14 protein-coding genes are annotated in these 12346 nt (G+C 70.9%); 6 read left to right on the forward strand and 8 right to left on the reverse strand.

Annotation, left to right across the window (positions count from 1 at the left end):
- The 3 genes from IEZ31_RS25265 to IEZ31_RS58235 form a co-directional block, all read right to left on the reverse strand.
- Positions 1 to 759 (reverse strand): hypothetical protein (locus tag IEZ31_RS25265; RefSeq protein ID WP_190252441.1); only part of this gene is annotated, 759 nt, incomplete at its 3' end.
- Positions 760 to 762: 3 nt separating this feature from the next.
- Positions 763 to 1707: a SagB/ThcOx family dehydrogenase gene (locus tag IEZ31_RS25270; protein ID WP_190252442.1), complete on the reverse strand. Its 945-nt coding sequence runs from the start codon at positions 1705 to 1707 to the stop codon at positions 763 to 765.
- Between the two features lie 50 nt (positions 1708 to 1757).
- The gene (locus IEZ31_RS58235; protein WP_259857470.1) at positions 1758 to 1883 is read right to left on the reverse strand and encodes a hypothetical protein; all 126 of its coding nucleotides are present in this window, start codon (positions 1881 to 1883) and stop codon (positions 1758 to 1760) included.
- A 24-nt stretch (positions 1884 to 1907) separates the two neighbouring features.
- Here IEZ31_RS58235 and IEZ31_RS25275 point away from each other — a divergent pair, with 24 nt between their 5' ends.
- Entirely contained in the window at positions 1908 to 2054 is a 147-nt protein-coding gene (locus tag IEZ31_RS25275; RefSeq protein ID WP_190252443.1) for a hypothetical protein, read from the forward strand.
- Between the two features lie 693 nt (positions 2055 to 2747).
- Here IEZ31_RS25275 and IEZ31_RS59430 read toward each other — a convergent pair.
- Positions 2748 to 2945, reverse strand: a complete 198-nt coding sequence (locus tag IEZ31_RS59430; protein WP_190252444.1) for a hypothetical protein — start codon at positions 2943 to 2945, stop codon at positions 2748 to 2750.
- Positions 2946 to 3858: 913 nt separating this feature from the next.
- Here IEZ31_RS59430 and IEZ31_RS25285 point away from each other — a divergent pair.
- On the forward strand, positions 3859 to 6963 hold the full coding sequence (locus IEZ31_RS25285) for an ExeM/NucH family extracellular endonuclease (RefSeq protein ID WP_190252445.1): 3105 nt from the start codon (positions 3859 to 3861) through the stop codon (positions 6961 to 6963).
- A 103-nt stretch (positions 6964 to 7066) separates the two neighbouring features.
- Positions 7067 to 7402, forward strand: coding sequence for a ferredoxin (fdxA, locus tag IEZ31_RS25290; RefSeq protein WP_190252446.1), 336 nt, complete (start codon positions 7067 to 7069; stop codon positions 7400 to 7402).
- 2 nt (positions 7403 to 7404) lie between these two features.
- On the opposite strand, the gene soxR is transcribed toward fdxA, so the two are convergent.
- Both soxR and IEZ31_RS25300 read right to left on the reverse strand, forming a co-directional pair.
- Positions 7405 to 7887 (reverse strand): redox-sensitive transcriptional activator SoxR, encoded by a 483-nt coding sequence (gene soxR / locus IEZ31_RS25295; protein ID WP_229835829.1) that lies wholly within the window; start codon positions 7885 to 7887, stop codon positions 7405 to 7407.
- Between the two features lie 80 nt (positions 7888 to 7967).
- On the reverse strand, positions 7968 to 8903 hold the full coding sequence (locus IEZ31_RS25300) for a septum formation family protein (RefSeq protein ID WP_190252447.1): 936 nt from the start codon (positions 8901 to 8903) through the stop codon (positions 7968 to 7970).
- A gap of 163 nt (positions 8904 to 9066) precedes the next feature.
- Between IEZ31_RS25300 and IEZ31_RS25305 the strand changes: the two genes are divergently transcribed.
- Both IEZ31_RS25305 and IEZ31_RS25310 read left to right on the forward strand, forming a co-directional pair.
- The gene (locus tag IEZ31_RS25305; RefSeq protein WP_190252448.1) at positions 9067 to 9300 is read left to right on the forward strand and encodes a hypothetical protein; all 234 of its coding nucleotides are present in this window, start codon (positions 9067 to 9069) and stop codon (positions 9298 to 9300) included.
- Positions 9301 to 9433: 133 nt separating this feature from the next.
- On the forward strand, positions 9434 to 9622 hold the full coding sequence (locus IEZ31_RS25310; protein WP_190252449.1) for a hypothetical protein: 189 nt from the start codon (positions 9434 to 9436) through the stop codon (positions 9620 to 9622).
- 237 nt (positions 9623 to 9859) lie between these two features.
- Here the strand turns inward: IEZ31_RS25310 and IEZ31_RS25315 are convergent, their stop codons facing one another.
- Positions 9860 to 10297, reverse strand: coding sequence for a hypothetical protein (locus IEZ31_RS25315; protein WP_190252450.1), 438 nt, complete (start codon positions 10295 to 10297; stop codon positions 9860 to 9862).
- Between the two features lie 114 nt (positions 10298 to 10411).
- Between IEZ31_RS25315 and IEZ31_RS25320 the strand changes: the two genes are divergently transcribed.
- Positions 10412 to 11224 carry an HAD family hydrolase gene (locus IEZ31_RS25320; protein ID WP_190252451.1) on the forward strand — a complete coding sequence of 271 codons (813 nt, stop codon included), beginning with the start codon at positions 10412 to 10414 and terminating at the stop codon, positions 11222 to 11224.
- 31 nt (positions 11225 to 11255) lie between these two features.
- Here IEZ31_RS25320 and IEZ31_RS25325 read toward each other — a convergent pair whose 3' ends face one another.
- Positions 11256 to 12092: a slipin family protein gene (locus IEZ31_RS25325; RefSeq protein ID WP_444542471.1), complete on the reverse strand. Its 837-nt coding sequence runs from the start codon at positions 12090 to 12092 to the stop codon at positions 11256 to 11258.
- Positions 12093 to 12346: the final 254 nt, after the last annotated feature.

Raw genomic sequence — 12346 nt, forward strand, 5'->3', positions numbered from 1 at the left:
GCGCTGCTCGAAGCACTCGAAGCAGCCGGTGTGCGGGGACTTCATGCCCACCACGGACACGAACGGCCCGTCGATGAACGCACACACCCAGGGCACGTCACGGCTCTCGAGCACGCGGTTGATGTTGCGCAGCAGCGGCAACGACGGCCGCTGCAGGCACGTCACCAGCGCCGCCGAACCGGTCAGCGCCGGCGTCAGGTCGGCCACGGCCTGCTCGGTGGCCAGCCCGTCGATCCGGGAGGTGAGGTCGGCGGTCGACAGGTGCTCCACCGTCTCGGGTGCGAGCGGTGCCAGCCGCAGGCGCATCCCCGCCGCCAGGTGCTCGGCCTGTGCCGTCGCCGCGGCGGAGTCCGACAGGAAGGCGACCTCACCGCTCGGCGGCTCACCGTCCCCGGGGTAGGGCGAGACCATCCGGCCCAGCAGCGCCGCGGTCACCGCGTCCTGGCTGTCGCGGTCGCGGGCGGGCACGAACAGTCCGGCCTGGGCCAGGTCGGCGAAGAGGCGCTCGATGTTGGCCGACTCGATCGGCAGCAGCCCCGGATCCAGGTGGTCGGCGACGCGGACCGGCCCGGTCGCCGCGGCGCGCAGCGCGGCGCGGACGGTGGCCGCCACCGCCGGCGATTCGCGGCTGACGTCGATCACCGCCTCCTCGAAGTTCCACACCCCGGTGCGGATGCGGAACCGCCCGGCGCCGTCCTCGACCAGGCGCGCCGTGCTCGCCAGCCGGTAGCTGTCCACCATGTGCTCGTCTTCGCTCACTGACTACTCTCCCTGCCCGACCATGGTGACGTGCACGACGTGGCTGGTCAGGCCGTCCAGGTCCAGCATCTTCTCGATGATCTGCTTGTCGTAGCCGCCCTGGTCGCACCCGGCCAGGCCGAGCGCGGTCCGGGCCAGGTGCAGGTTCTGCAGGATGGCGCCGACCTCGATGAGCCCGAACACCACGCCGCCGTCGCCGTACTTGCGCGAGTTGTCGTAGAGGTTGTAAACGAAGGTCAGCGCGAACCCGCTGCGCTCGACGTCCAGATCGGGGGAGCGCAGCACCTGCGCCGCAGGCAGCTCCGGATGCGCCGCGACCGGCGAAAGCCCGTGGGCGTGCGGCAGGTACTCGTACGCGCCCGGTGCGAGCCCCGCCACGTTGAAGGCGTGCACGTACAACGTCACCGGATACAGCCCGCCACCCGACGCGACGGTGCGCAGCCGGATCACGCCGTGCGGGTCGGCCGGATTGCCGTAGGGCAGGCTTCCGGTGCTCCCCTGGCAGTGGAACAGCAACGCCGACAGGTCTGCCATCGAGATCGGCTCGCCGGTGAACGCGCGCGTGCTGCGCCGCTCGGTGACCACCGCGGTCAGGCCCGTGCGGATGGGTTTCGCGGCCGGCAGCTCGATGACGTCACGCAGATCCTCTTCGAGGTCGGCGTGGCAGGAGGACAGGACCGCATCCGCTTCGTAGAACCGGCCGATGCCCATCTGGAAGCCCAGCCGGGCGTTGTCCGTGCGGTAGTTGAGAAGCAGCTCCTCGCCGGCGAAGGCGTCATCCCCGGTCGCCCATCGACCCCGCACCACAGAGTCTGGAGTCCGGACGACCGTGGATGACGAATAGATCGAAACGATGGTGTGCTGCATCGCGAAGCTGCCGACCGCCCGGAGGTAGTCGTGGTCCTTGAGCGCTTCCTCGACTTCTTCCCTGGTACGGCGGTAGGGCATCTCACTCCGATACGAGTGCGGACAGGGAGGAGTGACCGGCTAGGGCCGGATCACCAGGAGCAGCAGCTGCTGCAGCAGCAGTTGCCGCCGCCGCAGGTGGTGGAGGCGCCCGGAGCGACCGTGACGGTCAGGCCGCCGGTGGCCGTGGTCCCGATCTGGCCGGAGAAGCTGAGCATGGCTGGTTCCCTTCACTGGTTGGCGTGGTGTGGGTTGGCCACTACCACGAACAGCAGCTGGTGCAGCAGCAGTTACCGCCGCCGCAGGTGGTGGAGGCACCCGGAGCGACCGTGACGGTCAGGCCGCCGGTGGCCGTGGTCCCGATCTGGCCGGAGAAGCTGAGCATGTGATTCACCTCCCGACGACAAGATTGGCGACAGTCGATCATTGGGATCGGCCGTCGGGGCGCACACTAGCATGTTGATTGTGGGGTATCCACCATCTCTTCACCGTCCTGCTGTGCACGATATGCACAGCAGGACCGGGGGCTGACTCCGGATACAACTATTCATGTGGCGTACACGGTTTCGTGGCGATCCGGCGCCGGTGATGAATGCCGGGCGGTGGCCCGTCCATGGCGGCGGCTCGCGGCCCTTCCGGGGCGGAGGTGGTCCGGATTCTGCGCCGGGGACGGGGCAAGGGATTCGAACGGAATCGATCTTTACGATCAGTTTGCACGGCCTCCCGGTCGTGCGCAAGACCCAGCGGCGTGGCCGCCGGGGGCGGATCGCGAGGCGCGCACGATCGGGCGCCGGACCGCCGGGTGCCGTTCACCGCAAGGACACTGACGCCGGTGGGGAGCCTGGTCGAGCCGCTCGGCGCGGACGACTTCCTCGGCCGTCGGCGGAATGGGCTTCGATCGGTTCCTCGACGCCGGCCTCCGTCGCTTGCGCGCGGCCCGTGGCGCGCACATTCGTGAGCGCCTCGGCGCGGTCGGGCCGGAAACTCGCTCAGGAATCCTGGGCGCGACACGCAAAAGATCTGTGGCCGCATCGTTCAAGGAACCAGGCAATAGACATTTTTATTGACGCTGGTCGTTCTTATCAACCTGAGAAACGACCACTGGTGATGGGCCCATGATCCGAAACGTTGCCCGTAACCCGGGTGGAGCCTGGTTCGCCGGTGCGGTTGCCGAAGAATGCGTGGATCCGGCGAATCGGATCGGTGCCAGTGGCCGGGGCGGTGTCGGCGATGCGCTGTTTCAGCGTGGCCCGGATCCGTTCGGCCGGCACCGTGGTCACCGCTCGTGCCGGTCGCCGACCGCGGTCACGGCCAGCGCGAGACCTGCACCGGCATCGCGTTCCCCGCCGCCGCGCCGGCGATCCGGATCCGGCGCCGCCGGCGCCGGCTCGAAGCGCCGAAACGCCGCTCCACCGTGGCGGCCGGCCGATTGCGTCCGCGGGCGCCGGGCCAATCGAGAACAGGACCCACCGGGTCCGCGACGTCACCGACGACAAAGACCGGGTCCCGGCTCCGCAATGGCACCGGCCCACCGGTCGTGGCCGCCCTCCGAAACGCCGCCGTCGGCGCGCCCGCAGAGCCGGCGCGAGCAACGTCGCCGCCAATCGCCGCCACGCCCGCAACGCCGACCGGCCGCCGGCGCTGCTCGGCATCACTGACGACTTTTCCCGTGCCCGGCGGTCCGCCCGGACAAACACATGGCGCCCGTCCGGTGCGGTCCGCGAATGCGCCGCTGGGAATTGGGACGCGTCGAAGGCGGACCTGAGCGCCGATTGGTCTGCTGCGTGGCGTAGGGCCGTGACCCGCCCGGGAGGTGCCTCCGCCCGGGCGGTCCGCCGAACTCGGAACCCACCCGGTCGCGGACAGTGCCGCCGCCCTGGCTCGGCCGGACGCCGGGCGCCCCCAACCTGGTCGCGGCCGTCGTGCACACCGCCGCGCACGCCTCGCTCGCCGCCAGAGCCGGGAAGTTGACAGTCCCCGCCCGGCCAGCCCAGATCCGCCGCGAACGCCTGGACACATCGTTGCCGGGGCCCTTGCACAGTCCCTACCACCGGCGTCAATTCCGCGAAGTTGCCTTAGGGTGTCACACGCCGTTCAGCCTTCGTCCGCCGACAGGTCGAAGTCTGGCGCCTAGCGTCCGTAGATCGGCCCGCAGGTACCGGAGCCGAACCATCTCACCTGGAGGTCGGGTCTATGTCCCGTGCGTTCGTCTGGCGAGTCACCCTCGTCTTGTCCTTGTCCACAGCCGGATTGGCCGGCCCGTTACTCGCCGGCCCGGCGTCCGCGAATCCCGCCGGAACTGCGCTGGTCATCAGCGAGGCGTACGTCAACGGCGGCTCGTCCGGCGCCAGCTACCTCAACAAGTTCGTCGAGCTCTACAACCCGACGTCGAACGCCATCCCGCTCGGCGGCAACACCCTGCAGTACCGCGCGCCCACGAGCACCGTCGTGCCGAGCGGTTCGCAGGTGTTCGCACTGTCGGGGACGGTGGCCGCGCACGGCCACTTCCTCATCCAACTGCCGAGCAACGGCGCCGCCACCAACCCCGGCGAACCGCTGCCCACGCCGGACCTGAACACCGGCACCAGCATCAACCCGGGCGCGGGCGGTGGCACGCTCTACATCGCGGCCAGCGCCTCCGGTGTGCTTCCCACCGACAGCGCCGTCATCGACAAGATCGGCTGGGGGACCAGCAACTCCCCGGAGGGTTCCGCCGCGACCGGCAACTCGCTCGTCCTGAGCTACCAGCGTGACGCGGCCGGCACGGACACGGACAACAACGCCGCCGACTTCCACACCGCCACCCCGGCGCCGCAGAACGCGGCGTCCGACGGCGGCACGACTCCCGTCACGGTGACGGACCCCGGCACCCGCAACGCGACGATCGGCACCGCGATCGCGCCGTTGACCCTCGCCGCCACGGGCGGCACCCCGCCGTACACCTGGACCGCGACCGGCCTGCCCGCGGGCCTGGCGATCTCCGAGGACGGGGTCGTCACGGGCACCCCGACCGCGGCCGGCACGTCGTCGGTGACGGTCACCGCGACCGACTCGAAGGGCGCGAGCGCCTCGGCGTCGTTCAGCTTCAACGTCACGTCCGCCACGACGGTCCTGTCGATCGCCGCCATCCAGGGCACGAACACCGACACGTCGCCGTACGCCAACCGGGAGGTGACGACCGAGGGCGTCGTGACCGCCACCTACACCACCGGCGGATTCAACGGCTTCTTCCTGGAGACCGGCGGCGCCGGCGGCGGCGAGGCGGACGACGCCACGCCGGGCGCCTCCGACGCGATCTTCGTGTTCGGCTCGGCCTCGGCCGGCCAGGTCAGCATCGGCGACAGCGTGCGGGTCACCGGCACCGTCCAGGAGTACCAGGGCCTGACCGAGATCGCCTTCCCGGCGGTCACGAAGCTCGCCAACCCGCTGCCCCCCGTCGTGCCGGGCGTGATCCCGTGGGCCTCCCTCACGACGGACGCCCAGAAGGAGGCGCACGAGGGCGAGCTGATCCTGCCCCAGGGCGACTTCACCGTGTCGGACAACTACGACACGAACTGGTACGGCTCCTTCACCCTCGCCGCCGGTGACACGCCGCTGCGCCAGCCCACCGACGCCGGGCCTCCCGGCAGCGCCCAGGCCCAGGCCGTGGTCGCCGAGAACGCCGCCCGGATGGTGACCCTGGACGACGGCGCGAGCTGGAACTACAGCGGTAGCGCGAACACCGGCCAGCCGCTGCCGTGGCTCACGCCGGGCCACGCCGTCAGCGTCGGCTCGAAGGTCACGTTCAACCAGCCGGTGATCCTCGAGTACCGGTTCTCGCTGTGGAACTTCCAGCCGGTCCGGCAGGTGACCGACGACGGGGCCGCGGTCGCGACCTTCTCCGACGCCCGCGCCGGGAACCAGCAGCCGGCCGCCGTCGGCGGTAACGTCCGCCTGGCCACGTTCAACGTCCAGAACTACTTCCCCACGACCGGGGAGACGTACGTCGCCAACGGATTCGGCACGTGCACCTACTTCACCGACCGGGCCGGCAACCGCATCGCCGTGGACAGGTGCACCGGCCCCGGCAACAGCCCCGGCGTGCGCGGCGCCGCCAACGACGCCAACTTCCAGCGGCAGCAGGCGAAGATCGTCACCGGCATCAACCGGCTCGGTGCCAGCATCGTGTCCCTGGAGGAGGTCGAGAACTCGGCGAAGTTCGGCAAGACCCGCGACGCCGCGCTCGCCCAGCTCGTCGACGCGCTCAACGCCGCCGCCGGTTCGACGGTGTGGGCGTACGTGCCGTCGCCGGCCGACGACAAGCTGCCGCCGCTGTCCGAGCAGGACGTGATCCGTACGGCGCTCATCTACAAGCCGGCGGATGTCGCGCTCGTCGGCGGGTCGGTGGTGCTCACCGGTCACTCGGGCCCCGGCCAGCCGTTCTCGATCGCCCGCCAGCCGCTGGCCCAGGGCTTCAAGAAGGCCGGCGCGACCGACGCCGACGCGTTCCTGGTCGTCGCCAACCACTGGAAGTCGAAGGGCAGCGGCACCCCGCTGTACGACGGCGACACCGAGAACACGTCCTCGCCCGCGGTGAACCAGGGCTGGTTCAACGCGACCCGGGTGCGTCAGGCGCAGGACACGAGCGCGTTCGCCACGCAGGTGGCGGCGAGCCTGGGCACGAACCGGATCTTCCTGGTCGGCGACTTCAACGCCTACACGCAGGAGGACCCGATGCAGGTGCTGTACACCAACGGCTACACCGACCTCGGCTCCGCGCTCGACCCGTCGGGCTCGACGTACGCCTACAACGGCCTGCTGGGCTCGCTCGACCACGTGCTGGCCAACCCGGCCGCGCGCGCGATGGTCACCGGGGCCGACGTGTGGCAGATCAACGCCCAGGAGGCGGTCGCCTACTCCTACAGCCGCTACAACTACAACGTCACGCTGCTGTTCAACGGCAGCGACCCGTTCGCGGCGGCGGACCACAACCCGGTCGTCGTCGGGCTGAACGCGCCGGTGACGCCGGTCGCGCCGGCCTGGAGCGCCTCGAAGGTGTACAACACCGGCGACAAGGTCTCCTACCAGGGTTCGACGTGGCAGGCGACCTGGTGGACCCAGAACCAGGCCCCGGGTGACCCGTACGGCCCGTGGCAGCAGATCGTGACGGCCCCGGACGGTACCGCCGTCTGGACCCCGTCGCGCATCTTCACCACCGGAGACACCGTCGTCTACCAGGGCAAGAAGTACGTCGCCCAGTGGTGGACGCGCAACCAGGCCCCGGGTGACCAGTACGGCCCGTGGAAGAGCGTCGCCTGATCCGACCGCACAGCAGCCCCGGGGCCGTCCTCCACGCGAGGGCGGCCCCGGGGCCCGCTTCGGACTTGCGCTCAAGTGCGGTTGAGCTCCTAGTCTCCGCGGCATGACCTACGTGATCGCGTTGCCGTGCGTGGACCTGATGGACAAGGCATGCGTCGACGAATGCCCGATCGACTGCATCTACGAGGGCGACCGGATGCTCTACGTGCAACCTGACGAGTGCGTCGACTGCGGCGCCTGCGAGCCGGTCTGCCCGGTCGAGGCCATCTACTTCGAGGACGACCTGCCCGCCGAGTTCAGCGTCTACACCGCCGTCAACGCCGAGTTCTTCACCTCGATCGGCGCTCCCGGCGGGGCCGCGAGGGTCGGGCACGTTCCGGGCGACCACGCGTTCGTAGCGGCCCTGCCGCCGCAGCTCCACGACGGCGCCCTGGCCTGAGCTCACGCCGGACCGTCCCGCCCGCCCGACTCGTCGAGACGGACCGGTCCCACTCCGCGCGCACGAAGCCGGTCGTCCGGGTTGAGCAGGTCACACGATCGCATCGAGAGACAGCCGCACCCGATGCAGGCGGTGAGCTGGCGTTCGAGATTCATGATGTACCGTCGCCGGTCCTCGAGCTGGCGCTTCCACAACCGTGACACCCGCACCCAGTCCCGGTGGCTCGGCGCGTCGTCGGCGGGCAGGGTGGTGAAGATCTCCGCGACGTCGGCGAGCGGGATGCCGAGCCGCCTGGCCGCGAGGATGAGCGAGATGCGACGCAGCATGTGCCGCCGGTACAGCCGCTGGTTGCCGCGGTTGCGCTCGGCCGTGATGAGCCCCTCGGCCTCGTAGAACCGCAGGGCGGACGGGGCCACCCCGGTGCGGGCGGTGACCTCGCCGACGGTGAGCAGGTCTTTCGGGTGCGCGATCGGCTCCGGTGACACCCGTGGACCGTAGAACCTCAACCTAGGTTGAGCTCAAGGCGGCGGTCACCGCGCTGAACGCACCGGGCCGCCGGCCCCTGTCAGACCGGTAGCGGCTTCTTGCCGAGTCCCTTGATCGAGGCGCGGGCCTTCTTGCCCGGGTCGAACAGGGCGAAGCAGCGCTGGTAGCGGTCGCCGGCGTCCCACTGCAACTTGTCCATGCCGTCCCAGGCGAGCCCGACGTCGTCGCGGGCGTCGAACTGGGCCTCGGTGAGGCCCATGAACCTGGCCACCAGGGGCCAGCAGGCGTCGGTCGTCCACTTCTCCAGCAGGTCGTCGGCGGGGAGTGCGCCGCCGACGCCGACGCCGACCTGGACGGTGCCGACGAACTCGGCCTCGTGCGGCTGCGCGCAGTCGATCGGGGTCAGCGCGGAGAGCCGGTCCCACCAGCCGTCGGACGCCTTGTTGCCGACGACCTCCAGGCAGCGGATCGCCTTCGGCGCGTCCCCGGCCAGCGAACCCTTCAGCGACGCGGAGCTGAAGGACATCACGCCGTAGGCGCTGCTCAACGCGAAGATCGAGCAGACGTAGGAGCGCAGGCCGCCCGCCCACGGTGTCCGGGTCGGCATCTGCACGTTGATGCCGAGCATGCCGGTGTGCCAGTCGCCCCCGGCGTAGTCACTGGCCGCCTTGCCGCAGGCCGCATACGCCGCCTGGAACGCCTCGCTGCCCGCCGCGGGCGGCTCGGACGCCTGCGCGGCGTTGCCCTCGACCGTGCCGACCAGCACGACCTCGAGCGTGTGCCCGCGGTCGCACTCGATCGGCGCGGCCCGCACGAAGGCCGGGTCGAACGGCGTCTTCGACGGGCTGTCCAGGCACGTCCCGACGCTGGGCAGGTCGAACGTCGGCGTCGCCATCGGCTGCCAGTCGTCGACCAGGTCGCCGTCGGCGCCGGGGACGCGCAGACCGCAACCGGACACGCCGAGCAGCACCCCGACGAGCACGGCAGCGATCGCCGTCCGGGCAGGCATCGTCATCGCGTCTCGTTCCCCCGTGCATCCACCGGACGGTGGAGATCGAACAGTGAAGATCACGACTGTCGCCGCCGCGCCGCGGGATGTCAACGGCCGTACGGCCAGCTTCTGATCCATGACATCGCCACAGCCTTTCGGCCCGCCACCGGCGTGACGGACCGCATGGGTGTGGTCACGGCGATTCGCGGCGGCGGCACCGGTCCGCCGCGAGCCGGTGATGACGCGGCGCCGCCGCGACGGTACGCTCGTCGGCCTGGAGGCGCTCGCGGCCACGCTGGCCCAGCAGGGCCGGGCGGGCGAGAGCCGGCAGGTCTACGCGCGTGCGGCCGAGGCGTTCGAGACGGTCGGCGACCCGGGCGCGGCCGACCGCTGCCGCGACTCGGCCGCCGCCGCACCCTGACCGCGCGAGGTACTTCTGCGGGCTGATGCTCGTGAGGGCTCGCGCGCCGTCGTTGAGCGAAGCTTCCGACACTTCCCGGGACGCGAAAGGGCCAGGCCGTAGAGTCACCTGTCAACGCATCGAGGAGATCAACATGGTGCATACGAGACGGCTCGCCAGCGCGGTGCTGGTCGCGCTGGCGTTGTCGGTTGCGTCCAGCGGCTCCGGGTACGCCAGCGATCCGAGCCACGAAACCGACGGCGATCCGAATCCCCGGGTGGTAGCCCTCACCGACGGCGACCCGGGCGGCGCGAGTGGCGGCGGCGGCGACCCGGTCGGCTAGTGCGCCTGGCTCGTGCGGCGGAACCTGTCCGGGCTCGGCGGCTCAGTGATGGCGAGGCCGGTGCCTACCGGTCACCGATCCGGTTGCGGCGAGCGATGGTCGTCGTGGCATCGCGGCCGGGCCGCCGTCAGGGGCGCCAGCCCGGGAGCCGCCGCGCGGGCTCGGCCGGCCCGTGGCCGTCGGGGCCGGTCTCCCGGGCGGTCTCCGGGTCGGTGGAGCGGGCGCGGGCATACCCGGTCAGCGCGGCGAAGACGACAGGCCGACGAACAGCATGCTGGCGCCCCAGCCGAGCGTGGTGGCCACATCGGCGCGCGGCCGGTCGGCCCGCTGGAAGTTCGAGCAGGGGTGCCAGCGCGAGTAGTGCACGGCGGTGGCGTCGCCGACCACGACCCGGCGGTCGGCCGGGAACAGCCGGTCGGTGGTCTCGCAGCGGGTGCCGTCGGGCAGGACGAAGACCGAGGTGTACCGCCACGGCGGGAGCCCGGTCGGATAGGCGTCGTCGGTGATCCTGACCAGCCCGCTGGTCGGGGCGGGCGGGAACTGGTCGACCTGCTGGACGTTCGCGACGGCCTCGCCGCCGTGGGTGTCCTCCCACGTCTGCCACAGGGCAACCCCGAACCCATCGACATCGCCCTCGACCTCGGCCGGCGTCCACGGACGCGGGCCGATACCCAAGGTGACGAGTTGCGAAATTCAGCAATCTGATACATCGTTGGATGTCGAGCCCGTCCGGGTAGGCATCAACGTCGGTTGATCGTGGCTCTTCGTGTGGTCTGTGTGAGGAGTCCGATGCGCAGCGTTGACTGGGCCGCGCCGAGACGCAACGTCCGTGCCGTCATCTTCGACTTCTTCGGGACCCTCACGCTCGTCACCTCGCCGGGGCCCGGCCATGACCTGGTCGCGGCGCAGTTGCGGTGCGACCCGGGCAGACTGGCCGCCGAACTGGACCGGACCTCCAGGGAGCGGGCCGTCGGCCCATGCCGTGACGTGTACCGGATGCTCGCCCGGTCGGCGGCGAACCTGGGCCTGGAACCGACTCCGGAACAGCTCGGTGCGGCTGCCGCCGCGCGCCTGCGCGCGGTCCGCGCCGACATCCGCTTCCGGGACGATGCGGTGACGGTGCTGGCCGCCCTGCGCCACCGCGGGTTCGCCACGGCAGTGCTCGCCGACTGCGCGCCGGAGCTTCCGGAGATCTTCCCTGACCTGCCCGTCGCCGCGCACGTCGACGCGGCGCTCTTCTCGGCCGAGATCGGTGTCGCCCAACCGGATCCGGCGTTCTACCTGCGAGCAAGTCTGCAACTGCGGGTGCGGCCCGACGAGTGCCTGTACGTCGGTGCCGATGCCGCCGGCGGACTCGCCGGAGCACGTCGCGTCCGCATGCAGACGGTCCGGCTCGCCGCGCCGGACCTCGGCCATTGCGACCGGCCCGGCCTCGACTCGGCCCGGCAACGCCTCGAAGTCACCGAACTCGTCGACGTGCTCGGCCTGCTGCCGGCGCACCCGGGCGCCCGGCAGCCGGCGCCCGGCACCTACAACGTCCGGCGAGTCCCGCGGGCACGTGACCACAACGACCGGACGGCGGCCCGGCACTACAGCCGATGACGACGTCGCCGCCGCAGATCCAGATCACCACTCAGCCGCGTGTGCCGGCTCGCCCGGCCGGTTCCTGCGATCGATGGTGAAGATGGTCGTGCGGGCCCGCCTGCAGCAGCTCGGCCGGGATCTGCGCCGGCTCCGGCTGCCGCTCCAGGAAGCGCAGCAGCTCGACCGGGAACGGCAGCACCACCGTGGAGTTCTTCTCGGCCGCCACCTCGACCACCGTCTCCAGCAGCCGCAGTTGCAGCGCGGTCGGCGTCTGGCCCATCGTGGCCGCGGCGTCGGCGAGCTTGCGCGACGCCTGCAGCTCGCCGTCCGCGGTGATGACCCGGGCGCGCCGCTCGCGCTCGGCCTCGGCCTGCCGGGACATCGAGCGCTTCATCGACTCCGGCAGCGACACGTCCTTGATCTCCACCCGGTCGATGTGGACGCCCCAGTCGACCGCCGGGCTGTCGATCATGAGTTCCAGGCCCTGGTTGAGCCGCTCGCGGTTGGTCAGCAACTCGTCGAGGTCGCTCTTGCCGATGATGGAACGCAGCGACGTCTGCGCCACCTGGAGGACGGCGAACATGTAGTCCTGCACGCTCACCGCGGCCCGGACGGGGTCGATGACACGGAAGTACACCACCGCGTCCACCTTGACGGTGACGTTGTCGCGGGTGATGCCGTCCTGCGCCGGCACCGGCATCGTGATGATCTGCAGGTTGACCTTCTGCATCCGGTCGATGCCGGGCACGATCAGGGCCAGGCCGGGCCCGCGGGTCGCCGGGCGCAGACGTCCGAACCGGAAGATCAGACCGCGTTCGTACTGGCGGATGATCCGGGTGCTCGAAACCAGCCCGGCTACCGCGATGATCAACAAAATGGTCAGCATCAAGGCCATGGCAGCTCGCCGCCTTCAATGTCTCCAATCCAGGCTAACGCGGCCGGTGCCCCTGTGGCGTTCAAGGACTCGGTCACGCGCGCAGACGCTCGCGCTGACGCGCATTTGCTGTCTGGTGGTTCGCCGTCGATCGGGCGGCTCAGCTGAGGGCAGCCTGCTGGCTGCGGGGCCGGAGGGTCAGGCGGCTGCGCCGGCCAGGGCGGGGGTCAGTGCGCGGGCGCACTGTTCGCGTGCCCACTGGATCC

The organism is Dactylosporangium sucinum (genome assembly GCF_014647515.1).
Lineage (GTDB): Bacteria > Actinomycetota > Actinomycetes > Mycobacteriales > Micromonosporaceae > Dactylosporangium > Dactylosporangium sucinum.